Origin of the sequence: Massilia haematophila (assembly GCF_042647645.1) — a bacterium.
Taxonomy (GTDB): Bacteria; Pseudomonadota; Gammaproteobacteria; order Burkholderiales; family Burkholderiaceae_D; genus Telluria; species Telluria haematophila.
This window is the reverse complement of sequence record NZ_JBHRVV010000001.1, coordinates 5,311,773-5,337,459: the sequence shown is the minus strand read 5'-3', so window position 1 is coordinate 5,337,459 and position 25,687 is coordinate 5,311,773. Positions and strand designations below refer to the sequence as shown.

Sequence of the window (25,687 nt, the reverse complement as noted above, 5' to 3'; positions counted from 1 at the left end):
TACTATTTTTTTCTGCGCACCGCCAGCACGAGCGCGATACCACCCAGGATCGCCACCGAGGCCAGGAACAGCCGCAGCGTCACCGGCTCGGCCAGGAACAGCACGGCGCCGATGGCCGTGATCAGGGGCACCGACAACTGCACCGTCGCCGCCCGCATCGCGCTCAGCGCACGCAACGCCGCGTACCACAGCGCGTAGCCGACGCCGGACGTGACCGCGCCCGACACGACCGCCAAAGCAACGCCGGCCGGGCTGGCGTGGGCCACCCCGGTGAAGGGCAGCCAGAGCAGCAGCGCAATGGGCGCCGCGCGCAGGAAGTTGCCGGCGGTCGCGCCGAGCGGATCGGGCGCACCGCGGCCGCGCAGCGAATACACGCCCCAGGCCACGCCGGCCAGCGCCATCAGCGCGGCGCCGAGGACGGGCGGCGCGCTCACGCCCGGCAGCACCAGGTAGACCAGTCCCGCCGCCGCCATGCCCAGGCCGCCCCAGGCCTGCGGCACGAAGCGTTCGCCCGCGCGCAGTGCCGATCCGAACATGGTCAACTGCACCGCGCCGAACAGGATCAGCGCGCCAGTGCCGGCCGCCAGGCCCACATACGCGAAGGAGAAGAAGGCGACATAGGCGAACAGCATCGCCGCCGAGATCCAGTCGCCGCGCGCCACCGCCGCCCGTGCGCTGCCCGCGCGCCAGCGCACGATCAGCAGCAGCGCGAGCGCGCCGGAAGCGATGCGGACCGCGCCGAAGCTGGCGGGATCGATGCCGCCCGTCTGCAGCGCCAGCCGGCACAGCAGCGAATTGGCGGCAAAGGCGAGCATCGCCGCCGCGGTCAGCGCCAGCGTCGCCAGGCGCGGCCTGCTTGTGTCGAGGTCACGCATGGCTGGTCACCAGCAGCGCAGTCCAGGCCAGCAGGACCACGCCAATTGGTTTCGCGAGGTGCCGGCCCCAGGGCGTGTTCTTCTCGAGCGCCATCACGCAAGCCAGCACCAGCATCCAGCCCAGGCTGCCCGCGCCGACGGCGAACATCAACAGCATCAGCGCCCAGCAGCAGCCGACGCAATAAGCCCCGTGGTGCAGGCCGAGCAGGAAGGCCTGGCGCCGGTGCGCGCGGCCGCGCCAGTGCGCGATCACGAAGCCGAGCGGCGAGCGGCAACGGTCCAGGCAGGCATACTTCAGGCGGCTGAACTGGAACAGCCCGGCGGCCGCGATCACGGCCGCGCCGATGATCCAGCCGTTCCAGGCCAGTCGAGGCACACCCGCGACCAACGCCAGCAGGCCCTCGTGCAGGCCGTGCGCCAGCACGCCGAAGCCGCCCCACGCGACCATGTAGCCCAGGCCGAGCAGGGTCATCAGCCGATTGTGGTCGGGCCCGCCCTCGCTCAGGTGGTTGAAGGCGTCGAACAGCGGCAGCGTGGTGGGCAGCATCATGGCCGCCGTCATCAGGATCCAGGCGGCGGCAGACAGCAGCAGCGGCACCACGACTTCGCCGCCGGGCACCGCGCGGCACAGGGCGGCGGCCGGGCCGGAGGCGGTCCAGTCGCCGTGCTCGAGATAGCGGCCGTAAGGCGTACGCGCCCAGGCCCACAGAAGCACCCAGGCGAGCGCGCTGGTGCCGAGCAGCAGCGGCACGAACACGCGGTAGTGGCGCGCCAGGCGGGAAGCGCGCGCGGCCGGCGCGCTCATGCCTCGAACACGAAGGTGCTCTGCAGCGCGTTATGGTCGCGCAGGTTCAGGTCGATGCCCAGCTTTTCGTTGCGCGAGCGGTAGACCGGCGCTTTTCCCACGAAGGCAGGCGCGCCCGGCACGGTCGTGAAAATGGTTTCGGTCAGGGTGGTGGTGGCGCCGCTCGGTCCGCGGTAGGGTTCGAGTTCGGCGTAATAGTCTTCGCCGATGGCGAGCTCGCCCTTGCCCTCGTTGACGGTGAAGCGGATCGGCGCGCGCTCGATGGACACCACTTCGCCGATCAGCCTGGCCAGGTCGGCGATCGCGCCGCCCGCCTTGCCGCTGTACACCTTCAGCAAGGCATCCATCTGCAGGTCGCTGGCATCGTCGTCGATGAAGAATGCCACGCGCCAATTGCCCTGCAAGACGTTACCAGGCAGGTAGGATACCGAGGCCAGGGTATGGCCGCTGACGTCGACGCCGTCGATGGCGCCCTTGTCGATGTGCCAGGCGACGATCGCCTGGCAGGTGCCGTGGTCGGGGTCCTCGCCGATCCAGCACGGGCACAGGACCTTGCAGTTGCAGACCTCCAGCAGACGACCTTCCAGACGATAGCTCATGACGACCTCCCCTCGTTGTGGCGGCCGGCGCATCATGCGCGGACCAGCCCGGCGGCTGCGCGCTATCCGGCCTTCATTGACCTGCATCCTTACAAATTAGGACGCCATGCCGGGCCCAGACAAGCGCGGCAAGCCGCGACAGGTATGAGCTAGATCAAAGAGCGGCGGGACATGGAAGCCGGTCCCTGCCCCGTTCATTCGTCGAGCCGCGCCAGGCCGCGCCGCGCCACTTTCCGCGAACGCAGCCAGTCGCGCCCGCCGCGCTCCAGCGCCGCATCGATCACCCCCTGAGGCAGGCTGTAGACCGTGGCCCAGGTGGCGCGGCCGTCGGCGGCGTTGGCCGGAAAACTGTGGGTCTCGATCGGCCAATGATATTTGCGCTTCAGGGTACGCACGATGGCGGCCAGGGTCACGCGGCCCTGCAGCGGTTCGGCTCCGGTCTGGTCTTCGTTCGACAGCAGCACCGCCAGCACGGCGCCGCGCGCGGTCAGGGGACCGGGGAAAGTGGGAAGTTTGCTCGGCATCCCGGCATTCTAGCCGGGTTCGCCGGCAGGCAGCCCGGACTGCTGTTCCCTCCCCTGTTACTCCACCACCCCGGCCCGCTCCAGCATCGCATGCAGCAGCACGTTGCAGCCCGCCTCCAGGTGGTCGGGCCTGGCGTCCTCGATCTCGTTGTGGCTGATGCCGTCCTTGCAGGGCACGAAGATCATGCCGGACGGGGCGACACGCGCCGCGTAGATGGCGTCGTGTCCGGCGCCCGAGACTACGTCCATGGTCGAGTAGCCCAGCTTGGCGGTGGCGGCGCGCACGGCGTTCACGCAGTCCGGATGGAAGGGGCAAGGCGGATAGTAGGAGACGCGCTCGATCTCGACGGTCAGGCCGGTCTCGTCACGGGTCTTCGCAACAAAGGCGAGCATCTCCTCGTGCATGGTGTTCAGCAGTTCATCGTTCACGTTGCGCAGGTCGATGCTGAACTTGACCTGGCCGGGAATCACGTTGCGGCTGTTCGGGAACACCTGCACCATGCCGACCGTTCCGCGGCCGTAGGGCGGGTAGCGGTTCGCGATCGCCACGGTTTCCTGCATGATGGTGGTCGCCACTTGCAGCGCGTCGCGGCGCAGGCCCATCGGGGTCGGGCCGGCATGCGCTTCCATGCCGGTAACAAGGCAGTCGTACCACGACAGGCCCATCACGGCCGGCACCACGCCGATCACCTTGTCGGCATCCTCCAGCACCGGCCCCTGCTCGATGTGGGTCTCGAAGTAGGCGCCGATCGGGTGCCGGCCCGGCTCTTCCTCGCCCAGGTAGCCGATCCGTTCCAGTTCCTCGCGCACGGTCTTGCCGTCGACGTCCTTCGCCGCGTAAGCGGTCTCCAGGCTGAAGGCGCCGCAGAACACGCCGGAACCCATCATGACCGGCACGAAGCGCGAGCCTTCCTCGTTGGTCCAGAAGGCGACCTCGATCGGCGCTTCGGTCACGATGCCGTTGTCGTTCAGGGTGCGCACCACTTCCAGGCCGGCCAGCACGCCGTAGTTGCCGTCGAACTTGCCGCCGGTGGGCTGGGTGTCGACGTGGCTGCCGGTGACGATCGGGGCGAGACTGGCGTTGCGGCCTTCGCGGCGCATGAAGACGTTGCCGATCCGGTCGACCGTGACCGTCATGCCGGCCTCGCGTCCCCACTGGACCACGAGGTCGCGGCCCTGGCGGTCGAGGTCGGTCAGGGCGAGGCGCTTGACGCCGCCCTTGTCGGTGGCGCCGATTTTCGCCAGCTCCATCAGGGAGTGCCACAGGCGTTGGCCGTTGATGCGCAGGGTGTCGGGCATGGTGTTCTCCATTGGTGTCGCAGCGATCAAGGAACAGATCGCAGTACGGTTTGCATGCGATTGTTGAACGCGTGGACGGCATAGCCGTCCACCCTACGGGTCAAGCGAATGCGGTGCGGCCGGTCAGGCGAACGCGGGGCGGTCGACGTGGCGGCCGGCGCCCTCCTCGGCGCGCAGGTCGCCGCGCTCGAAGACCAGCTTGCCGGCGGCGACCGTGTGGGTCGGGATGCCGCGCACGGTGCGGCCCTCGAACACGTTGAAGCCGCCCTTGGCGAACTGGGTCTTGCTGGAGATCGTGCGGGTGCCGTTCGGGTCCCAGACCACGATGTCGGCGTCGGCCCCCACGGCGATCACGCCCTTGCGCGGGTACATGTTGAAGATCTGGGCGGCATTGGTGGAGGTCACGCGCACGAATTCCGAGGGCGTCAGGCGGCCGCTGTTGACGCCGGCGCCCCAGACGACCGCCATGCGTTCCTCGACGCCGCCGCAGCCGTTCGGGATGCGCGTGAAGTCGTCCTTGCCGGCCGCCTTCTGCTCGGCACAGAAGGTGCAGTGGTCGGTCGCGGTGGTGTGCAGGTTCCCGCCCCGCAGGCCCTGCCAGAGCGCGTCCTGGTGGTGGCGGCCGCGAAACGGCGGGCTCATGACGTGGCCGCGTGCGAAGTCCTCGTCCTCGCTCTGGTAGACGCTGTCGTCGATCACCAGGTGGCCGGCCAGCGCCTCGCCGTAGACGCGCTGGCCCTTGGCGCGGGCGCGCACGATGGCCTCCAGCGACTCGGCGCAGGACACGTGCACGATGTAGATCGGCGTGCCGAGCACGTTCGCGATGGCGATCGCGCGGTTCGCCGCTTCCGCCTCTACCTCGGGCGGACGCGAGAGCGGATGGGCTTTCGCGCCGCGGATACCCTTGGCCAGCAATTCCTGCTGCAGCTGGAACACCAGTTCGCCGTTCTCGGCATGCACGGTCGGGATCGCGCCCAGCTCCAGCGCGCGGCGGAAGCTCTTCACCAGCGTCTCGTCGTCGGCCATGATCGCGTTTTTATACGCCATGAAGTGCTTGAAGCTGTTCACGCCGTGCTCGCGCACCAGGGCGCCCATCTCGGCGTGCACCGAGTCGTCCCACCAGGTCACGGCCACGTGGAAGGTGTAGTCGGCGGCGGCCTTGCGCGCCCAGCCGCGCCAGGTGCGGTAGGCCTCCAGCAGCGACTGCTTCGGGTCGGGAATGACGAAGTCCATGATGGTCGTGGTGCCGCCCGCCAGCCCCGCCGCGGTGCCGGTGAAGAAGTCGTCGGCCGTCACCGTGCCCATGAAGGGCAGCTGCATGTGGGTGTGGGTGTCGATCCCGCCCGGCATCACGTACTGGCCGCCTGCGTCGATCACCGTGGCATTGGCCGGGGCGTCGATGCTCTCGCCGACGGCCACGATCTTGTCGCCGTAACAGAGCACGTCGCCGCGGAAGGCGCGATCGGCGTTCACGATGGTGCCGCCACGGATAATCGTCGTCATGGACACTCCTTGTCAGGTTGGATAGTTGTTCGCCCTGTTGGCCCTGCCGTTCACGGTCACCGGCGCGGTGCGGCCCTTCATCATCAGGCCGTACACGATCGCCGCGATCACCACGCCGACGAACCAGGCATAGGTATAGATGGTCTTGAAGGTCTCGCTCACCTCCGGGAAGGAAGCGGGCAGCGCCGCGTTCAGGAAGCCCGGGATGTTCGGCAGCACGCCGGCCGCGAAGGCCACGACGGCGGCGACGTTCCAGCCGCCCTTGTACGAGTAGGCGCCGCCTTCGCGGTAGAGCTGGTCGACGTCGAGCGTGGTCTTGCGGATGAAGTAGTAGTCGACGATCATGATGCCGGCGATCGGCCCGAGCAGCGCCGAGTAGCCGGTCAGCCAGATGAAGATGTAGTTCTGGGTCGATTCGAGAATTTTCCAGGGCATCATGGCCAGCGCGATGCCGGCGGTAATGTAGCCGCCGGCGCGGTAGGAGATGCGCTTCGGCGACAGCGCCGAGAAGTCATAGGCCGGGCCGACCAGGTTGGCGGCCAGGTTGACGCTGGCGGTGTCGATCAGGAGGATCAGCAGGGCCACCAGCACGGCCACGCCGGTCATGCGGCTGGCCACGTCGACCGGGTCCCACAGGGCTTTGCCGTAGAGGACGATGGTGGCCGAGGTGACGGTCACGGCCAGCGCCGCGAGCAGGCCCATGGGCAGCGGCAGGCCGAGGGTCTGGCCGACCACCTGGTCGCGCTGGGTCTTGGCGAAGCGGGTGAAGTCGGGGATGTTCAGCGCCAGCGTGGCCCAGTAGCCGATCATGGCGGTCAGCGACGGCCAGAATACGGACCAGAACAGGCCGGCCTTCGGACCACCTTCGACGAAGGCGGAAGGCTGGGCCAGCAGCGGGCCGAAGCCGCCGACCTTGTCGTACACCCACCACAGCAGCAGGAAGCAGATCGCGATCTTCAAGGGCGCGGTATAGGTCTCGAGCTTCCTGATCGACTCCATGCCGTGCACGATGAAGTACATCTGGATCGCCCAGAAGCCCAGGAAGCAGGCCAGCTGGCCGCCGTTGATGCCCAGGCCCGGCAGCGCGTCGCCGCCGATCGGGGCGCCCAGCAGCACGCCGAGCAGCGTGTAGATCATGCTGCCGCCGAACCAGGTCTGGATGCCGTACCAGCCGCAGGCGACGACCGCGCGCAGGAAGGCCGGAAGCCGGGCGCCGCGCGTGCCGAAGGAGGAGCGCGCCAGCACCGCGTAGGGAATGCCGTACTTGGTGCCGGCGTGGCCGATCAGCAGCATCGGCACCAGCACGATCACGTTCGCCAGGAACACCGTCACCACCGCCTGCCAGGCCGACATGCCGCTTTCGATCAGGCTCGATGCGAGCATGTAGGCGGGAATGCTGATCACCATCCCGACCCAGAGCGCGGCGAAGTGATACCAGCGCCAGGTGCGCTGTGCGACGCCTGTCGGGGCGAGGTCGTGGTTCCAGAGGTCTTGGCTGGCGTCTTGTGGTGCGGTCACAGTGGGTTTCTCCAATAGGTTGCTGTTGCAACCCAGTGTAGCGCAAACGTACGTACGGGCGCGAGGGGCAACACCCGCGCCCGCAAGGCGTTCACGCCGGCAGCGCGGCCGCCAGCGGCGCCAGGATCGGCGCTTCGGCCGGTGCCCCTGCCTCCGTGCCCACCGCGGCCGCCGCGGTTTCCGGCAGCGGCCGCGTCTCGGCGCGCGGGTTGCGCGGGTCCTGCGTCCAGTTCATGGTCGGCTTGCCGGTCTGCTGCGGCACCATCGCGATGCAGCCCTCGACCGGACAGGTGATCTCGCACAGGTTGCAGCCGACGCATTCCGCCTCGATCACTTCGTAGCGGCGACCGCCATTCTCGAGAACCTGGCGCGCGATGGCCTGGTGCGAGGTGTCCTCGCAGGCGACGAAGCACTTGCCGCAGCCGATGCACTTGTCCTGGTCGATGTGCGCGATCATCTGGTAGTTCATGTCCAGGTACTTCCAGTCCGTGGTGTTCGGCACCGCCTTGCGCGAAAACGCATCGACGTTGGCGTAGCCCTTGCTGTCCATCCAGCGCGACAGGCCGTCCTTCATCTCGTCGACGATGCGAAAGCCGTGCAGCATCGCGGCCGTGCACACCTGCACGCAGCCGGCGCCGAGCGCGATGAACTCGGCCGCGTCACGCCAGTTGCCGATGCCGCCGATGCCCGAGATCGGCAGCCCCGCGGTGACGGGATCGCGCGCGATCTCGGCCACCATGTTCAGCGCGATCGGCTTGACCGCCGAGCCGCAGTAGCCGCCGTGGGTGCTGGCGCCGCCGACGATCGGATACGCCACCATGCGGTCCAGGTCCAGGTGGGTGATCGAGTTGACCGTGTTGATCAGCGAGACCGCGTCCGCCCCGCCGGCCAGCGCGGCGCGGGCCGGCGCGCGCACGTCGGTGATGTTCGGCGTCAGCTTGACGATGACCGGCAGGCGCGTGTGCTGCTTGCACCAGCGCGTGACCATCTCGACGTACTCGGGCACCTGCCCCACCGCCGCCCCCATGCCGCGCTCGGGCATGCCGTGCGGGCAACCGAAGTTCAGCTCGATGCCGTCGGCGCCGGTGGCCTCCACCAGCGGCAGGATCGCGGCCCAGGGCGCCTCTTCGCAGGGCAGCATCAGCGAGACGATCATCGCGCGGTCCGGCCAGGCCTTTTTGACGGCGGCGATCTCGCGCAAATTTGTCTCCAGGCTGCGGTCGGTGATCAGCTCGATGTTGTTGAAGCCGATGACCTCGCGGTTCTTGCCGTAGTGGGCCGAGTAGCGCGAGGAGACGTTCACCGCCGGCGGATCTTCGCCCAGCGTCTTCCAGACCACTCCGCCCCAACCCGCCTCGAAGGCGCGCACCACGTTGTAGGCCTTGTCGGTCGGCGGCGCCGAGGCCAGCCAGAAGGGATTCGGTGCCTTGATCCCGCAGAATTCGATGCTCAGGTCGGCCATGCTGTCCCCGCTTGGATGTCGTTGTGGATCGCCAGCGCGGCCAGCTTGCCGTGCTGGACCGCCTGCACCGTCAGGTCCTGGCCCAGGGCCACGCAGTCGCCGCCGGCGTAGATGCCGGGCACCGCGGTGCGCAGGCCGGCGTCGACGCGGATGCGTTCGCCGTCTTGCCACAGGCCCTGCGCGAGCTCGTCGAGCTGGGGCGGCGGCGCGATGGCCTGGCCGATGGCCTTGAACACGGCGTCGGCGGCGATGTCGATGAAGGCGCCGGTGCGCGCCAGGCGGCCGTCGTCCATGCGCGTCTCCTCGAAGCGCATGCCGGCCACGCGCCCGGAGTCGTCCAGCAGCACTTCCAGCGGCGAAGCCCAGGTGCGGATGCGCACGCCGTTGAGTTTTGCGATCTCGATCTCGTGGCCGGTCGCGCTCATGGCCTCGTAGCCGCGGCGGTAGACCAGGGTCACCTCGTCCGCGCCGAGGCGCTTGAGCTGTACCGCCATGTCGATCGCCGTATTGCCGGCGCCGACGACGATCGCCCGCCGCGGCACCGGCAAGCGCGACAGGTCGCCCGCCTGGCGCAGCGCGGCGATGTAGTCGGTGGCCGCCATCAGGCCGGGCGCGTCCTCGCCGACCAGGCCCAGGCGGCGGCTGGCGCCCAGTCCCAGGCCGAGGAAGACGGCGTCGAAGCGGGTGTGCAGGTCGCGCAATTGCAGCTCGTCGCCGAGCGCCTGCCCGTACTGGATGTCGATGCCGCCGACCGAGAGCAGGAAGTCCACTTCCTGCTGGGCGAAGTCGCCGGGCAGCTTGTACCTGGCGATGCCGTATTCGTTCAGGCCGCCCGCTTTCGGACGTGCCTCGAACACGACCACGTCGTGGCCCAGCATGGCGAGGCGGTGGGCGCAGGACAGGCCGGCCGGCCCGGCGCCGACCACGGCGACGGTCTTGCCGGTGGACGGCGCGCGCATGAAGGGGTGACTTGTGAAGCCGGCGTTGTCGATGGCGTGGCGCTGCAGCAGGCCGATCTTGACCGGCTCGCGCTCGGCGGCGTTGTTGCGCACGCAGGCGTCCTCGCACAGGATCTCGGTCGGGCAGACGCGCGCGCAGCTGCCGCCGAAGATGTTCTGCTTCAGGATGCCAACCGCGGCGCCGGTGACGTTCTGGTCATGGATGTTGCGGATGAAGCTGGCCACGTCGATGCCGGTCGGGCAGGCGCGCGTGCAGGGCGCGTCGTAGCAGTACAGGCAGCGGGCCGCCTCGATGGCGGCCTGGCGCGCGGTGAGCGCGGGCGCCAGGTCGGTGAACTGGGCCGCGAGCGCGCCGTGGGAATCGGCTGCCGGCGGCAGGTGCTGGAGAGTCTCGATCATGTGCATCCCTTCTTGTTGTAGATTGAAATGCTGGTGCTCGAACTTCTGCTGCGGGTGGCGGCTGTGTTGCTCATCGTAGGGTGGACACCTGTGTCCACGCGGTCGTGCTCATGCATACCGCAACGCGGTTTCCCCCGAGGATCAGGGCGTAGGGTGGGTTCTCGAACCCACGCGGTCGTGCTCACGAATACCGCATCGTGATTTCCGGCCCGATAACCAGCACATCGAGCACAGGCAAGACCACATTGATCGACCGATCACGCGCCGTACCGCGTGGGTACAAGTACCCACCCTACGAAACCTGGCTTACTTCATCTGCGGGAACGCGAACTCCACCCCGGCGCTCGCCGTATTCGGCCAGCGCTGCATCACCGCCTTGTGCCGCGTGTAGAAACGCACGCCCTCCGGCCCGTAGGCATGGTGGTCGCCGAACATGCTGCGCTTCCAGCCGCCGAAACTGTTGAAGGCCATCGGCACCGGCAGCGGCACGTTCACGCCGACCATGCCGACCTGGATCTGGCGCACGAATTCGCGCGCCACGCCGCCGTCGCGCGTGAACACGGCCACGCCGTTGCCGTACTCGTTGGCGTTGATCAGCTCGACCGCGCTGCCCACATCCGGCAGGCGCACCACGCACAGCACCGGGCCGAAGATCTCTTCCTGGTAGATGCTCATCTCGGGCTTGACGTGGTCGAACAGGGTGCCGCCGACAAAGAAGCCGTTCTCGCGGCCGTCGACCTGGTAGCCGCGGCCATCGACCACCAGCGTCGCGCCCTGCTCCACGCCTTCGCCGATCAGGCGCTCGATGCGCTGGCGCGCCGCCTGGGTGACGACCGGGCCCATTTCCATGCCCGCGCTCATGCCGTCGCCGATCTTCAGTTTCGCGGTACGCTCGGCCAGCGCGGCCACCAGCGTGTCGCCGGCATCGCCGATGGCCACCGCCACCGAGATCGCCATGCAGCGCTCGCCCGCCGAACCGTAGGCGGCGCCGATCAGGGCGTCGACCGCCATGTCTATGTCGGCGTCGGGCATGACGACCATGTGGTTCTTGGCGCCGCCCAGCGCCTGCACGCGCTTTCCGGCAGCGCTGCCGCGGGCGTAGATGTACTCGGCGATCGGGGTCGAGCCAACGAAAGAAATCGCCTGCACGTCGCGATGGTCGAGCAGCGCGTCTACCGCGACTTTGTCGCCTTGTACCACGTTGAACACGCCGTCCGGCAGCCCGGCTTCCTTCAGCAGGCGTGCGTGCAGCAGCGAAGGCGACGGATCGCGCTCGGACGGTTTCAGCACGAAGGTGTTGCCGCAGGCGAGCGCCACCGGGAACATCCACATCGGCACCATCACCGGGAAGTTGAACGGCGTGATGCCGGCCACCACGCCCAGCGGCTGGCGCATCGACCAGGCGTCGATGCCGCGTGCGATCTGGTCGGTGAATTCGCCCTTGAGCATCTGCGGGATGCCGCACGCGAACTCGACCACCTCGATGCCGCGCGCGACTTCCCCCTGCGCGTCGCTGAAGGTCTTGCCGTGCTCGCGCGTGATGAGGCGCGCGAAGTCGTCGGTGTGCTGCTGGCACAGCTGCAGGTACTTGAACAGGATGCGGGCCCGGGCCAGCGGCGGCGTCGCCGCCCAGGCCGGGAACGCGGCATTGGCCGCGAACACGGCGGCATTGACTTCGTCGACGCTGGCCAGCGTGACGCGGGCGCAGGGTTCGCCCAGTGCCGGGTTGAAGACGTCGGCGTAGCGGTCGCCCGCCGTGTCGACCACATGGCCGCCGATGAAGTGGCCGATGATCTCGTGTTGATTCATGTGTCTACTCTTCTTTTCTAGTCCAGGTTTTTCAGTACGTTGGCCAGCTTGCCGAACAATTCGTCGATATGCTGCTTCTCGAGAATCAGGGGCGGCGACAGCGCGATGATGTCGCCGGTGGTGCGGATCAGGATGCCGTCGGCAAAGGCGCGCTTCAAGGCCTGGTAGGCGCGCGCGCCGGGCTTGCCGGGAATCGGTTCGAGCTCGATGCCGGCGACGAGGCCGATGGTGCGCAGGTCGATCACGTGCGGCAGTCCCCTCAGGGCGTGGACCGCGTCTTCCCAGTAGGGCTGGATCTCCTTGGCGCGATCGAGGATGCGCTGCTCCTTGAACACCTCGAGCGTCGCCAGTGCGGCGGCGCAGGCCACCGGGTGGCCGGAATAGGTGTAGCCGTGGAACAGCTCGATGCCGGCCGGCGCCTCCATGAAGGCGTCGTGGATGTGGCGCCTGGTGAAGACCGCGCCCATCGGGATCACGCCGTTGGTCAGGCCCTTGGCGGCCGTGATCATGTCCGGTTCGACGTCGAAGTAATCGGCCGCGAAAGGCGTGGTCAGGCGGCCGAAGCCGGTGATGACTTCGTCGAAGATCAGCAGGATGCCGTGCTTGTCGCAGATCTGGCGCAGCTTTTTCAGGTAGCCTTTCGGCGGCACCAGCACGCCGGTGGAGCCGGAGACCGGCTCGATGATGACGGCGGCGATGGTCGAGGCGTCGTGCAGCGTGACCAGGCGTTCGAGTTCGTCCGCCAGCTCGGCGCCGAAGTCCGGCTCGCCGCGCGAGAAGGCGTTCTTCAGCAGGTTGTGCGTGTGCGGCAGGTGGTCCACGCCGGGCAGCAGCGGGCCGAAGCTCTTGCGGTTCGGGCCGATGCCGCCCACCGACAGGCCGCCGAAACCGACGCCGTGGTAGCCGCGCTCGCGCCCGATCAGCCGGGTGCGCCCGCCCTCGCCGCGCGCCTTGTGGTAGGCCAGCGCGATCTTCAGGGCGGTGTCGACCGCCTCGGAACCGGAGTTGGTGTAGAAGACGTGGCCGAACTTGTGGCCGGTGTAGTCCATCAGCTGCTCGGCCAGATCAAAAGCGGCCGGGTGCCCCATCTGGAAGGTGGGCGCAAAGTCGAGCTGGCCGATCATCTCGCGCACCGCGCCCACGATGCGCGGCTGGGCATGGCCGCAGGGGACGCACCACAGGCCGGCGGTGCCGTCGAGGATCTGGTTGCCGTCGACATCCTTGTAGTACATGCCTTCGGCCGAGACCAGCAGGCGCGGATCGACCTTGAAGTCGCGGTTGTTCGTGAAGGGCATCCAGAATGCGGACATCGACTTGGGTCTGGACTCGTTCATGCAGGCTCTCCCTTTGTTTGCAGCCCATAAAGGGCCGGATGGCAAAACGACGAGGCAATCATAGCAATGTGCGCGTCCGCGCTCCGAAAGTAAAGCCGCGTGGCGCCAGACCCGTCAGCTTGCACAGGATGGTGCGTTGCAAATTTGCAAAAACAAGCGGACGATCCATTAATATAGACGCACGCGGCAGCTTCGTCATATCGAATTGCATATAGCCGAAGTCAGCAGCAGAAACTGTACATGCTAAAGCACCTGACTGCTCGCTAGTGCCAAAATGCCAAGACGTTTGATCCAACGCAAACCCAACAAGAAGATGAGAACGTGATGAGTGACTCGTTGCCTCCTGACTTACTGCCCCCTATGCTGCGCACCGCCCGCCTGGCCCTGCGGCCCTTCTCCGACGCCGATGCCGCGGACCTGCTGGGCATCTTTGGCGACCCCGAGGTCGTGCGCTACTGGTCGACGGGCGCGTGGACCGACATCGCCCAGGCCGAGACGATGATCGCGGAAGCCCGGCAGGCTTACCGGGACGGCGGCCTGTATCGCTACGCCATCGCCCTGCGCGATACGGACCGGCTGATCGGCGTCTGCAACCTGCGCGGCTTCTTCAAGCAGAACCGGCGCTGCGAGCTCGGTTACGCCCTGGCACGCGACCACTGGGGGCGCAGCTACGCGGCCGAGGCGCTCGAAGCGCTGCTCGGCCACGCTTTTCACGAACTCGACATGAACCGGATCGAAGCCGACATCGACCCGCGCAACGAGGCTTCGGCGCGCCTGCTCGAAAAGCTCGGCTTTCGCCGCGAAGGCTACATGCCCGAGCGCTGGATCGTGCACGGCGAGAAGGCCGATACCGCCTTCTATGGCCTGCTTCGACGCTACTGGGACGAGCGCGCGGGATCCCGTTCGTCCGCCCACGCTACCGCTTGAGCCATGAATTCCACGCTTCGTCGCGACGGACTCGCGCGAGCGCGGCCGTGGGCATACAGTGCGCCTATCCGAACTTCTTTTGACAGGAGCAGTCGCATGAAAACCACCACCTTCCGCAGCTTTGCCGCCGAACTCGAAGACGCCGCCGAGGCTTGCCTGCGCACCGTCCGCGGCGGCCTGCGCACCTTCTCGGCCCTGCCCTGGCCGGCCCTGCTGCTGGCCGCCGTGCTGGTGGCCTGCGCGATCACCGTCATTCCGCTGGCCTTGACCCTGTTCGCGATTTTCCTGGCCGTGAAATACGCGGTACTGGCCATCAACAGCGACAAGAAGACGCCGATCGAGGAGTAACAGTGCAGGCAAGCCAGATCAACCGGGTCGTCGACCTCATGCGCGAAGCTTTCGCCGAAGCGAGCAAGCTCTGGTGGGCGTTCTTCGACTGGCTTGCCGTCGTCGAGTGGCGCCAGCTGTATCTCACCTGGTTCCTGGCGATCGTGTTCTTCGTCATCGTGAACACGCCCGAGCCCGCGTTCTGGTACGTCTTCATCTCCTTCGGCGTCAAGGTCCTGGCCGGCGGCAAGCGCCGCGCGGAACTGGTGGCGCGCGACGCCACCCTGAAGGCCGACGTCGCCACCCTCGAGCGGCGCCTGACCGAAGCGCAGATGGCCGCGCTGCAGGCGCAGGTCGAGCCGCACTTCCTGTTCAATACCCTGGCCCTGATCGGCCGCCTGATCGAAACGGATCCGCCCGAGGCGGCCAAGGTGCACGCCCACCTGATCGCCTACCTGCGCTCGGCGCTGCCGCAGATGCGCTCCTCGGGCGGCGCCACCCTCGGCAAGCAGCTCGACCTGTCGAAAGCCTACCTCGCCATCATGCAGGCGCGCATGAAGGAACGCCTGACCGTGCGCTTCGAGGTGCCCGACTTCCTCGGCAGCGCGCCCTTCCCGCCGATGATGCTGCAGACCCTGATCGAGAACGCCATCAAGCACGGCCTGGAACCGAAGATCGAAGGCGGCACCATCCTGGTCCGCGCCCGGGTCGACGGCGCGACGCTGATCGTCGACGTCTGCGACGACGGCGTCGGCATCGACCTGCACGCCGATGAAGGTGTGGGGCTCGCGAATATCCGCGAGCGCCTGCAACTGCTGTACGGCGCCCAGGCCGAGCTGGTGATCGAAGCACCGCCCGGCGGCGGCGCCTGCGCCTCGGTGCGCATACCGTACAAGATGATGGAGGATGCCTGATGGCCCCTGCACCTACCGCCCCGACAGCGCTCATCGCCGACGACGAAGCGCCGATGCGCGAACAGTTGCGCGCGCGGTTGCAGGAGGCCTGGCCGGGACTGCAGATCGTCGCCGAAGCCGCCAACGGCGTCGAAGCCGTGGAGCTGGCCACGTGCTTCAGGCCCCAGATCGCCTTCCTCGACATCCGCATGCCCGGCATGGGCGGCATCGAAGCGGCGCGCCAGCTCTACAACCGCTGCCACATCGTCTTCGTCACTGCCTACGACCAGTACGCGGTGGACGCCTTCGAACACGGCGCCATCGACTACCTGCTGAAACCCGTCACCGCCGAGCGCCTGGCGACCACCTGCGAACGCCTGCGCAAGCGCCTGCCGCAGGCGCCGCAAGACATCGGTTCGCACTTGGCGCAGCTAAGCAGCCTGCTCCAGCAGCAAGGCGCCGCGCCGAAGCGCAGCTACCTGCGCTGGATCCAGGCCCAGGTCGGCGGCAGCCTGCGCATGATCAGCACGCGCGAGATCCTGTTCTTCCAGTCCGACGAAAAATACACGCGGGTGCAGACCGCCACCGCCGAGCTGCTGATCCGCAAGACCCTCAAGGAGCTGGCCGACGAGCTGGATCCGGACGAGTTCTGGCGGATTCACCGCTCGACTCTGGTAAGGGTGGATGCGATTGCCGAGGTGTCGCGCGATATGCGCGGGCGGCAGATGCTCAGGGTGCGGAATTATCCGCATGAGCTGGAGGTGAGCAGGAATCACTCGCATTTGTTTCAGCAGATGTGATTCAACAGTGGGGCGTCTTATCAGACTGATTTCAAGCGCTGGTGTGTTTGGCAGCGTCTGGAAACAGATTTACTCGTTCGCCTGCTGAGTTACCTTCGAACGCGTAAGGATCGCCAATTTCGATCTGGCAGTCCATCTCAACATCATCGGGCCACTGCGGAATTTTGCTGGTACGCATTGCAATCAGCCTGAAAAAACTTATCGCTATGCAGAATGGGAAAAGCATCCAATAAAAAACCAATGGAGCTCCCGCAATGTTAGCAAAGACCCGCTCGATACTTACACGAATTTTCTCGTGTCGATCATTGACAGGCATACAGAATTTTACCTGCTCAGATACCACATCCGGCCCCTCCTCCATATAGCGCCGAATGAATTCCCAATGCGCCCGGACGAAATCTCTGGAAGAAGACTCGGTAGCTCCAGGTATGGCATCTCTTGCATCAAGTGAATCAACGCAACTCAAGGCAAAAGTTTCTTTAACGGCAACACCGTCCGCCTCAAGGACATGCCCGCGCACCTCCCATTCGTCCCAAGGCGGCATTTTTACTAACGTAAAAAACACCTTATCCCAAGAAGTAGAGAGTACCGTTCCATCGATGCGAAACACGTGAATAGTACGCGTTTTTCGGTTGAACCGGATCGGATAATGAGTATAAGCAAACGATTCTTTACGCAGGAGCCAGATAGCTCCCCAGCTCAGGCAACCGACAACCCCAGCCATACCAATCCCATTTGCGTAAAGGAACTCAGAACTAAATGGTGATGGCAGAACACCAGCGGCCTCGAGAATCCATTTAAAAGCCCCCCATCCCAACGTTGCATTAACCATGACTAAGACGACGAGGGCGAACATCGTGACCATTCCTTTCCAAGCGAACCACTTATCCACCGACTCCAAATACGTCGAATTCATCCTAATGACACTCAGTTGATAACGTGGTTCCAAAGACAATCTCTGCTTTTGTCGGAGCTGAAACCCGAAAGCGGTTTGCGGAAGCGCGTACCCGACCGGATAGCGCGTAATCAATCCAGAGAATTCCATCTTTTGCGCCTTATTTCAGAGCCAGCAACAATTGGGCCTGCTCAGTTGCCATATCTGGATAACGTTGAGAACTGAGCATCCCCCAAGGACAACGCTCCAACCAATCCTGTATTGGGTTATCTTTAAGATTTTCGATAAGAAGCCCAATACCGACACACAATAAGATCAAAAGACCTATTACTGGAATTGCCGCCGCGCCCAAAATGGCAGGATAAAACAATACAGATGCAAGGGCCAGTCCAGAAATCGCTGAGGCACCGTATAGCCACGCCAAGCCTGGCTGATTTTCATTTCGTGCCTCAGTATACTTTTCCGCATCAAGAAAGGCCATGTACAGACTCCCTCCCAGTCCCGTCACCCGTCCTATGATTGCCGTATATCTTCCCATGCTCGCGACTAATCCCTGCCCGAACCGCATTCCGAGCAGAGCTCTGTTCTTTAGAAAATTCCCAAGCACTTCAGATGTAGATCCAGCGATTGCACACATACCAGCCTCGACCCGACCGGATGCATCTCCTTTTTCGTTCGCAAGACTCTTTTCCTTATCCACTAACAGTTTCGTTAAAGTAATTGCTTGCAAGATGGCGGCAACAATTCCCGAGCCCATCTCTTGATTTATAACGGATCGCCACCGATTGAGGTTTATGTTTTCAAGCGCCTCGACAGTTCTAAAAGAGGAAACTAAATGATTCGCAATTTGCTGCTGACTAAGCCCGCTCGGGATGCTCCGAAGTGTCAATTGATCCAAATTCAAAGCAAAACGCATGCGGGTATTTCCTCCAAGACGAACACCACGAATCTGCTGTCGTTTAAGCTCAGCTGCCACAGCTTTCCCTAATACTTTATTACTGACTGTTTGCCCACTGGCGCGCAGCAATTCTCGGATTGCAAGTTTGCGGAATTCCTTTCGGCTACCAGTCACCTCAATAAAGATCACGGGATGGCCCGACACTAATCCAGTAGCCATGATTGCAGCTCGAAAGCCCGCACTACCGTCCAGCACCTTGTTAAAAATCCTGGCCAATGGGCCGCCAATCTGAACAATAAGCCGTGCAGCAGCATCTTGGGCACCTGCCGCAAGCCTTGCACCGGCAGTGTTATATGCAGCGAAGATATTATCCCATGGTATCTGACGAAGATCGGCACTCACCGTTATTGCAGCCTTCACGGCCTCTTCATTAATTTTTTGATTTCCAATCATCGCCCGCAATAAGATGTTTTCCTTATCCGCGACATCACCCCCTAGCCATTCTTCATATAACCTCGAGCAAGCTTGCTTATCTTGTGTGGCCGTGACACATTGAGTTACGACCATAGTATATACGGTACCAGAGTCCACACTATGGACGTCGTAATTGCACTCGAAATAGGCAGCAAGCGCTTGAGCTTTCATCCAGGTCGCATGACTCAATGCCAAAGGGGCAATGTAATCCTTGTTAAAAGTCTCAAACCTTTGACTAAATGGCTTTAGCCAAGCCTGACGGCTTTTGTTATCAAATTTGCTAGCATATTTCTTCCACCCGTCATTCGAAGCGCGATCCAATTGGTTAGATGTGACTTCTCGTAGGCGCTCCGTTTTTTCGCGAGTCGATGCCGAAAACAAGTGCCCGAACGGGTTTTCGGTTATTTGCTCGTCTGCCAACTGCTCCGTTGTAGCAATTTCAGTATCTTCAAAACTTTTTCGATACGCTTCTTCAATACGATCGATCGCCGCGCTGGCGGCCAGATTGCGTTGGTCTACAGGATTTTTGGATATGAATGACTTGATTTTGCATTCCATCAGTAGTGCAAGTTCCTGTGTAATACCTGCCGGATCTGGCAGCGTTACAATTAGCCCTTTTTCACGGGCAAGCGCATTACACTCTCGGACGAGACTCTCGGCTCGTCCGTAGCGTGTGTCAAAATTGAAAGGGCTTGCCGAAAACGCGAATTTTGCATCTTTTGGCGCCATTGCATACTCGGCAACTACGGCTGTCACTTGCGCCATCGGCCTGTGTGGCGCTTGCTTCCCTTTGATCGCGCTCTGTACGTCAATCTCTACCATGTGTCGCTTGCGATATGTCGGGTCATCATTCGCTTTGCGTACCGCATCAGTCCACAGCACATCGCTAAACCCTATCCATACTTTGGACGCGTTTTTTGGATCTGAAATGGTGATACAGCTTGCAACTGCCCGATGGCCTTCATCAGCACAATTGAAGGGTTTCGCGGGAACGACGGGGGCAACACCGGACGTCTGCAGCAGCTTGAAGAAGTAACCATCCGCCGTAACGAAATACGCTTCCCACCGCCGTCGAGCTTCGTCATAGACGTTGACATAGCCGCTGCGCAGCAGACGCTTGGTATAGTGCGCCGCCGTTGGCGCAAGTTCTATCGGCAAGCTTGGCGCCAGCGGCGCACCTGCTCCTGCGGGTGCGACCGCATCACGCACGAGTAACAGCGGCAAGCCACGCTTGTCGCAGAAATCGCATCTGGTCGACGTCGTCATCTCAGAGTTCTCCCTGCATCGGCTTGGTTGGGCGAAGTTCGGTCCATACGTGTTCCGGGATTAATGCGAAGCGGTCGGACAGACGGGAATCTCCATCTGACGACGGTATGGCACGGCTGACAACCGGGTGATCGTCAAACCCGAAATTGGTGAGCAGACCGCGCGTCGCAAACTCGACCAGATCTGCCTGGTCGATGAGCCCATGCTTGAGGGCGCGTTCCATGAGTTGCTCGGCTAACGCTCCCTGGCTCGTCAAGGCCGATGCCCCGACCACCCCGGCACCATGCAGCGCCCTATTGACCAGGCCGATACGCTCGATGCGCTTCCAATTCCACGCCATAGCCCACGCTGCAGTAGGCGGCGATGGATCGTTCCCTGCAATCTGAGTGGGCGAGTCATCCATCTCCCGCATGGCCGACACCCACGTCCCACCGACCCAATAGGTAAATGCCTGCGACGGCCCGAAAAGCCTCCTGCGCTGCGCTGGGCTGAGCACACGTAACATTTGGTGCAGGACCCGTGGATCATGCAGGCGCAGCCACAGCCTTGCTCCCGGTCGAGGCTCGACCAGTTGCATCGAATTCCAATGGCGTGCGATGGCCGCTGCGCTGGCGCTTGTTCTGAGCAGCAAGGCCACAGGCGGTAGTGGCCCTGCATCCGTTGGGAATTCAGACATGCACTTGAACAGCGCGTCTGAACGCGCGCGCGATGTACGCTGCAGGTCGATCAGCGTGGGCATCAGATGGGCACTCCCAGCCAGCCGTTGGGGTACGAGCGCCTCGGTCACCAACCCGGAAGGTAGCTGCTCGACCATTCTTGCATCGACAACGGCAAATGCATGCTCCTGAAACGTCTGGTAATCGAGAACTTCGGTCATGGCGATCCTTGATCAGGACAAAGGCACGGTGCTGTCTCCTGCCGCGGCAGCACCAGCCGCTCGTAGTTCGCACAATTTGAGCTCACCTGCCTTCGGCAGGCTCGCCTCACCGTTCGCGCTCTGCGGCCCGGCCAACTCCTTCCTGGTCGCCTTGAAATCCACCTTGCCCGGCGCATGAACCTCGATATTTCCCCCTTCGAGCTTGATATACGCCCCCTGCGCCGTCAGCAGCACGTGCTTCTTCGGCGCGCTGATCGACACCGTCTTGGCGACGCTCGCCACCGTCACGGTCTTGTCGGCGACAAATGAGGTCAAGCCGGACTGGCTCTGGCTGCTCCACTTGCCGCTCGCCGCGTGCAACCTGAGCCCTACCTCCTGGTTCGGCTTGGCCTTGTTTCCGGCCTTCCCATAGCTGAACAGGCTGATACCTCGCGCAACCGTCGTGAGCGCATTCCCCTGTGCCACCACACCGATAGCCTGGCCGGCGCTCACGCTGCCGGTCGTCCCGGCCGCCAGCACTGCACTGCCCGGCGTCCCGGCAACGATCCCGGCCGGGCTCGACAACTGCAAATGCGGCTCGAGGTAGGCGTCCACCTTCCCTTGCCCGTCCGCGCCGGCGGCCATTGAGGAAACGACTTCCAGGCTGTGCCCCATCTCCTTTAGGGCCGCGAGCTCGGCCGGCTCCGGCTCGTCCTTGAGCTTCGCGTTGTGCTTCTGCGCCTGCGCCGCCAGCCCGACCTGCAGCTGATTGCTCTCCTCGATCCGCCCCTGCGCCTCGCGCGAGTCGAGCTGGCTGCCGCTGGCGCCGCGGCGGGCGTCGGACGACAGCAGCATGCCCCGCCCCGCCCGCACGGCCGCGCTGTGCGCCGTCTTCAACTCGGCGCCGAAGCCGGCGGGAGCCAGGCGCGCGTTGTCGCTCTGGTGGCGCAGATGTCCCAGGTTCAGTTCCGCCGAGCCGTCGTGCGCCTTGCCGTGGCGCTGCAGGACCACGCGCGGCTGGCCGGCGCTGTCGTCGAACACCAGCTGGCTGTAGGCGCCGGCGCCGCCCCGGCTGTCGCGCATGGCCTGGCTCTTGAAACCCGACAGCACCGCCGGATGCACGTGCCCAGCTCCTTCGCCCGGGAACCACGACGGCGCGTTGCCCGTGGCGGCACCGGCGCCGTACGCGGCCTGGTTGTGTTGCGCGTCCGGCTGTCCGCGGCCGTTGTACAGGCAAGCGACCACCACCGGCCGGTCGATGTCGCCATCGAGGAAATCGACCAGCACTTCCTGGCCGACGCGCGGCACCATGTTGCTGCCCCAGTTCGCGCCGGCCACCGGCGTCGCCACGCGCACCCAGGTGCCGGCCAGGTCGTTGCCGGGCGCGCCGGTGTGCCCTGTTGGATGCGGATGATCCATGCGGCTATGGCTGTTTGAACCGCGCTGCCAGTGGAACTGGACCTTGATGCGGTGATCGCGGTCGGTGTGGACGACTGCGCCAGCCGGCCCAACCACGATCGCCGTTTGCTGTCCGTGCACGGTCGGGCGCGGATACAGCAGCTGGCCGTGCGCATCCAGTCCGCTGCTGCGGTAAGGAAGGCTGGCCGGCAAGGCGTCGATCCGGTTGCGGTAGAGCGGGCGTTCGCCGGCGCCGTCGCCGGAGGCATGCAGGCCGGGCTCGGCGTCGATGGCGGCCGCGACCGCGCCCTTTCCCAAGGCGCGATGCACGCTGCCCAGCACCTCGGCCGTCAGGTTGTTGTGCATGAGGTGAACCACGCGCACGATCGTGAAGCTGCGCTCGGCATCGGTGCGCGCCCCGTCGAAGCGGGCGTGGCCCTGCAGCGAGAACGTCGTGCCGGGTGCGAAGCTGCGAACGGTGCCGGCAGCGACGTGCACCTGGCGCAGCGCTTCCAGCGCCTCGATCTGGCGGGTAGCGATGCGCTCGCCCTGCTCGCGGTCCGGCCAGGCATACACGCCGGGCGCATCGCGGCTGACCAGGCTGGCCGCTTGCTCGCCGACGCCGGCGGCCGCCACCTGGCGCTGGCGCAGCGTGCGGTAATCCCAGCTACCCATCTCGACCGCATTGGTGCGCAGGCGCGATTCGGTGCGCCAGCGGTCGATGCTGTCGGCGCGCATGACGGCGCCCGGCCGGGTGAACTGCACCGCCGGCTGGGCGTTCGGCTTGAAGGCGGCGTTGTGGTCGGCGATCACCATGGTGTGGCTGCCGAGCGCGGGACTGTCCGGATCGCCGGCATGCTCGAAGAAGTAGAACAGGCCTTCCTCGTGCATCAGGCGCTCGGCGAAGGCCAGGTCGCTTTCCTGGTACTGGGTGCACAGGCTGCGTTTCGGATACCTGCCGCGGTCGGCGATCTCGTAGCGCCACGCGGGCGCCAGCCTGCCCCGGCCCTGGTAGCCGGCGAACACGGCGTCGAGGATGTCGAAGACCGTCATGTTCTGGAATATCCGGCTGTCCCGGCCGTATCCGAGGAAGGCGCTCCAGGGCTGGAGGGTCAGGTGATAGCGGGCGAAGCCGCCGTTGGCGCCGCTCATCCGGGCGGCGGTGACGTGGCCATGGAAGGGACGCGGCGCGTCGCGGCGGGTGGCGGTCAGCAGTTGCAGCAGGGCCGGCTGGCCGACCAGGGTTTTCAGCGCGAGGTGCGCGTCCTCGCACAAGGCGTCGATCCGGAAGACGTAGCCCTGGCTGACCGCTTCCTCGCCGCGCACGCATTCGGCCAGCAGGTGTTCGCCCAGCGGCGTCGTCAGCCTCAACAGGCGCGTGTCCTGGGTGTAGCGGCTGAGCGACGCGGGAAGACCAGCGAGGACGTGCTGCGGCATTGTCGATCTCCAGTGAATGCGGGACGCATGAAGCGGCGTCGCCGTGCGCAAGGGCAAGGCGAACCCAGCGATTACACTGCGAGATCGGCACCCCGTTTTTGCGGAGGATCAGGTCAATTGCTGCTGCAACATACTGCTTCAGAGAAATCCGAATGCACGAAGTAGGTTTTGTAGGGTGGGTTCTCGAACCCACGCGGTCGTACCCATGCACACCGCCAGGTCATCCGGAGATCGTCGGCGCATGCAGCCTGTCTCCAGCCGCCGCGATTACTCAACCGCCGAACCGCGTGGGTTCAAGAACCCACCCTACGAGACCCCATGCCCGGCCGTTGGCAACTCGCGCGGCCGCAAAAAAAGCGCTGCTCCGCTTTCGCGGGCAGCGCTCTCGCATCGATGGCCTGTGCAGCGGGCCGGTCGGACGTTTACTTATTCAGGTCCCAACCGCCAAAGGCGTTCGGCAGCTGGTCGGCCGCCGTGGTCTCGTGGATGTCGCCCTTCAGGTTGGTCAGCACGACCGGCAACGCGTTGCCGCCCAGTTCGAGGATGACCTGGCGGCAGGCGCCGCAAGGGGCGATCGGGCCGTCGGTCTGGCCGATCACCGCCAGCGCGGCGAAGTCGCCCGGCTTGTAGCCGTGGGCGATCGCCGAGAAGAAGGCGGTGCGTTCGGCGCAGTTGCACAGGCCGTAGGACGCATTCTCGATGTTACAGCCGCGGAAGATGCGGCCATCCTTGCACTCCAGGGCGGCGCCGACCTGGAACTTCGAGTACGGCGTATAAGCCAGTTCGCGTGCGGCGCGGGCTTCGTCGATCAGTTTCGCGTACTTCATGGGTGGTCCTTAGTTCGGACGGATGACGCGGTGGATCATCGGCTCGGCCGCCGGCTGCTCAAGACCGATGCGGTAGGCCGCCTGCACCTGGCGCACGGCTTGCTCGGCCGCTGCCTGGGTACGCGCGTGGACGGTGGCCAGCGGCTGGCCGACCTCGATCTTGTCGCCCAGTTCCACCAGGTTGGTGAGGCCGACGGCGAAGTCGATCGTGTCCTGCGGACGCACGCGGCCGCCGCCCAGTGCGACCACGGCCAGGCCCAGGCCGCGGGTGTCGACCGAGCTGGCGTAGCCGGCTTCCAGGGCCGGCACCGGCACGATGACCGGCGCGGTTTCCAGGTGGGCGTCGGGCTTGTCCATCAGGTCGGCCGGGCCGCCCAGGGCGGTGACCATGCGCGCGAAGCGCTCGGCGGCTTCGCCCGAGTCGAGCGCGGCCTGCAGCTTGGCGCGCGCTTCGTCGGTGCTCTGGGCCAGGCTTGAAATCACCAGCATCTCGGCGCACAGCGCCATCGTCACTTCGTGCAGGCGCGCCGGGCGCGACTTGCCGGTCAGGTAGTCGATCGCGACGCGCACTTCGACCGCGTTACCGGCGGCGTGGCACAGCGACTCGTTCATGCCGGTCAGGATGGCCGAGGTGCGGGTGCCGGCGCCGTTGCCGACGCTGACGATGCTCTCGGCCAGTTCCAGCGATTTTTCCGGGGTCGGCATGAAGGCGCCGCTGCCCACTTTCACGTCCATGACGAGGGCGTCCAGGCCCGCCGACAGCTTCTTCGACAGGATCGAGCCGGTGATCATCGCCACCGATTCGACGGTCGCCGTGGTGTCGCGGATGCTGTAGAAGCGCTTGTCGGCCGGCGCCAGCTGGGCGGTCTGGCCGATGATGGCCACGCCCACGTCCTTGACGACCTTGCGGAACAGCTCGGGTTCCGGCACGGTGCTGTAGCCGGGGATCGAGTCGAACTTGTCGAGCGTGCCGCCGGTGTGGCCCAGGCCGCGGCCCGAGATCATCGGCACGAAGCCGCCGCAGGCCGCGACCATCGGGCCGAGCATGAGCGAGACCACGTCGCCGACGCCGCCGGTCGAGTGCTTGTCGACCACCGGGCCCGGCAGGTCCAGCGATTTCCATTCCAGGACCTGGCCGGAATCGCGCATCGCCAGGGTAAAGGCGACGCGTTCGTCCATGGTCATGTCGTTGAAGTAGACGGCCATCGCGAGCGCCGCGATCTGGCCTTCGGTGACGCTGCCGTCAGGGATGCCGCGGACAAAAAACTGGATTTCTTCCGCGGTCAGGATGCCGCCGTCGCGCTTCTTGCGGACGATTTCTTGGGGGAGGAACATGGGATGTTCGCCTCTCATAAATTCAAATAAACAAACGAGCGCAATCGTATCGATAACGCCGGAAACGACGTAGGGTGGGGCATTTGAGGCGGGGCCTTAAATGCAAAATGTGCCCACGCGGTGATACGTAGCCTATGCCAGTCGATCGCGCAATCGAAGCCATTATCCATGCCGGCCCGACCACGACATCGCAGATGTCAACTATCACCGCGTGGGCACGGGGCGCCCACCCTACCCGTCACGCGTCAACGTGACGGTACTCTTACTA

21 protein-coding genes are annotated in these 25,687 nt (G+C 65.0%); 4 read left to right on the top strand and 17 right to left on the bottom strand.

Translation table 11 applies throughout. The features are described from left to right. Positions 1-2 precede the first annotated feature (2 nt). From ACFOPH_RS23715 to ACFOPH_RS23665, 11 genes are all read right to left on the bottom strand, one after another. Positions 3-875: a DMT family transporter gene (locus ACFOPH_RS23715; RefSeq protein ID WP_379737582.1), complete on the bottom strand. Its 873-nt coding sequence runs from the start codon at positions 873-875 to the stop codon at positions 3-5. Further along, complete coding sequence (locus ACFOPH_RS23710; protein WP_379737580.1) at positions 868-1,680, bottom strand: DUF2182 domain-containing protein; 813 nt, start codon at positions 1,678-1,680, stop codon at positions 868-870. Before ACFOPH_RS23710 ends, ACFOPH_RS23715 begins: the two co-directional genes overlap by 8 nt. Continuing rightward, the gene (locus ACFOPH_RS23705) at positions 1,677-2,279 is read right to left on the bottom strand and encodes a DUF1326 domain-containing protein (RefSeq protein ID WP_312549419.1); all 603 of its coding nucleotides are present in this window, start codon (positions 2,277-2,279) and stop codon (positions 1,677-1,679) included. The genes ACFOPH_RS23710 and ACFOPH_RS23705 overlap by 4 nt, the downstream gene beginning before the upstream one ends. 194 nt (positions 2,280-2,473) lie before the next feature. Then, on the bottom strand, positions 2,474-2,803 hold the full coding sequence (locus ACFOPH_RS23700) for a hypothetical protein (RefSeq protein WP_312549421.1): 330 nt from the start codon (positions 2,801-2,803) through the stop codon (positions 2,474-2,476). Positions 2,804-2,860: 57 nt separating this feature from the next. After that, positions 2,861-4,102 (bottom strand): Zn-dependent hydrolase, encoded by a 1,242-nt coding sequence (locus ACFOPH_RS23695; RefSeq protein WP_379737578.1) that lies wholly within the window; start codon positions 4,100-4,102, stop codon positions 2,861-2,863. A 123-nt stretch (positions 4,103-4,225) separates the two neighbouring features. After that, positions 4,226-5,605, bottom strand: coding sequence for a dihydropyrimidinase (hydA, locus tag ACFOPH_RS23690; RefSeq protein ID WP_379737576.1), 1,380 nt, complete (start codon positions 5,603-5,605; stop codon positions 4,226-4,228). A gap of 12 nt (positions 5,606-5,617) precedes the next feature. After that, on the bottom strand, positions 5,618-7,123 hold the full coding sequence (locus ACFOPH_RS23685) for an NCS1 family nucleobase:cation symporter-1 (protein ID WP_379737574.1): 1,506 nt from the start codon (positions 7,121-7,123) through the stop codon (positions 5,618-5,620). 91 nt (positions 7,124-7,214) lie between these two features. Further along, positions 7,215-8,585: an NAD-dependent dihydropyrimidine dehydrogenase subunit PreA gene (gene preA / locus ACFOPH_RS23680; RefSeq protein WP_379737572.1), complete on the bottom strand. Its 1,371-nt coding sequence runs from the start codon at positions 8,583-8,585 to the stop codon at positions 7,215-7,217. After that, the gene (locus ACFOPH_RS23675) at positions 8,573-9,943 is read right to left on the bottom strand and encodes an NAD(P)-dependent oxidoreductase (protein WP_379737570.1); all 1,371 of its coding nucleotides are present in this window, start codon (positions 9,941-9,943) and stop codon (positions 8,573-8,575) included. Before ACFOPH_RS23675 ends, preA begins: the two co-directional genes overlap by 13 nt. Before the next feature lie 306 nt (positions 9,944-10,249). Further along, entirely contained in the window at positions 10,250-11,752 is a 1,503-nt protein-coding gene (locus ACFOPH_RS23670) for a CoA-acylating methylmalonate-semialdehyde dehydrogenase (RefSeq protein WP_379737568.1), read from the bottom strand. A 17-nt stretch (positions 11,753-11,769) separates the two neighbouring features. After that, positions 11,770-13,086 (bottom strand): aspartate aminotransferase family protein, encoded by a 1,317-nt coding sequence (locus ACFOPH_RS23665; RefSeq protein WP_379737566.1) that lies wholly within the window; start codon positions 13,084-13,086, stop codon positions 11,770-11,772. A gap of 324 nt (positions 13,087-13,410) precedes the next feature. On the opposite strand from ACFOPH_RS23665, the gene ACFOPH_RS23660 reads away from it, so the two are divergent. From ACFOPH_RS23660 to ACFOPH_RS23645, 4 genes are all read left to right on the top strand, one after another. Continuing rightward, positions 13,411-14,013 carry a GNAT family N-acetyltransferase gene (locus ACFOPH_RS23660; RefSeq protein WP_379737564.1) on the top strand — a complete coding sequence of 201 codons (603 nt, stop codon included), beginning with the start codon at positions 13,411-13,413 and terminating at the stop codon, positions 14,011-14,013. A gap of 96 nt (positions 14,014-14,109) precedes the next feature. Continuing rightward, complete coding sequence (locus tag ACFOPH_RS23655) at positions 14,110-14,361, top strand: hypothetical protein (protein ID WP_312549437.1); 252 nt, start codon at positions 14,110-14,112, stop codon at positions 14,359-14,361. 2 nt (positions 14,362-14,363) lie between these two features. Beyond that, positions 14,364-15,254, top strand: coding sequence for a sensor histidine kinase (locus ACFOPH_RS23650; RefSeq protein WP_379737561.1), 891 nt, complete (start codon positions 14,364-14,366; stop codon positions 15,252-15,254). Continuing rightward, positions 15,254-16,033 (top strand): LytR/AlgR family response regulator transcription factor, encoded by a 780-nt coding sequence (locus ACFOPH_RS23645; protein WP_312549439.1) that lies wholly within the window; start codon positions 15,254-15,256, stop codon positions 16,031-16,033. Before ACFOPH_RS23650 ends, ACFOPH_RS23645 begins: the two co-directional genes overlap by 1 nt. Before the next feature lie 31 nt (positions 16,034-16,064). On the opposite strand, the gene ACFOPH_RS23640 is transcribed toward ACFOPH_RS23645, so the two are convergent. The 6 genes from ACFOPH_RS23640 to deoA all read right to left on the bottom strand — a co-directional run bounded on the left by ACFOPH_RS23640 (position 16,065) and on the right by deoA (position 25,419). Further along, positions 16,065-16,889 carry a DUF6708 domain-containing protein gene (locus tag ACFOPH_RS23640; protein WP_379737559.1) on the bottom strand — a complete coding sequence of 275 codons (825 nt, stop codon included), beginning with the start codon at positions 16,887-16,889 and terminating at the stop codon, positions 16,065-16,067. A 199-nt stretch (positions 16,890-17,088) separates the two neighbouring features. Beyond that, complete coding sequence (locus ACFOPH_RS23635; RefSeq protein ID WP_379737557.1) at positions 17,089-19,566, bottom strand: T6SS effector BTH_I2691 family protein; 2,478 nt, start codon at positions 19,564-19,566, stop codon at positions 17,089-17,091. A gap of 1 nt (position 19,567) precedes the next feature. After that, a complete protein-coding gene (locus ACFOPH_RS23630) occupies positions 19,568-20,443 on the bottom strand; it encodes a DUF4123 domain-containing protein (RefSeq protein ID WP_379737555.1) in 876 nt (291 codons plus the stop codon). A 12-nt stretch (positions 20,444-20,455) separates the two neighbouring features. Next, the gene (locus ACFOPH_RS23625) at positions 20,456-23,257 is read right to left on the bottom strand and encodes a type VI secretion system Vgr family protein (RefSeq protein WP_379737553.1); all 2,802 of its coding nucleotides are present in this window, start codon (positions 23,255-23,257) and stop codon (positions 20,456-20,458) included. A 422-nt stretch (positions 23,258-23,679) separates the two neighbouring features. Beyond that, positions 23,680-24,084, bottom strand: coding sequence for a cytidine deaminase (locus ACFOPH_RS23620; RefSeq protein ID WP_312549447.1), 405 nt, complete (start codon positions 24,082-24,084; stop codon positions 23,680-23,682). A 9-nt stretch (positions 24,085-24,093) separates the two neighbouring features. Next, positions 24,094-25,419, bottom strand: a complete 1,326-nt coding sequence (gene deoA / locus ACFOPH_RS23615; RefSeq protein ID WP_379737551.1) for a thymidine phosphorylase — start codon at positions 25,417-25,419, stop codon at positions 24,094-24,096. Between the last annotated feature and the right edge of the window lie 268 nt (positions 25,420-25,687).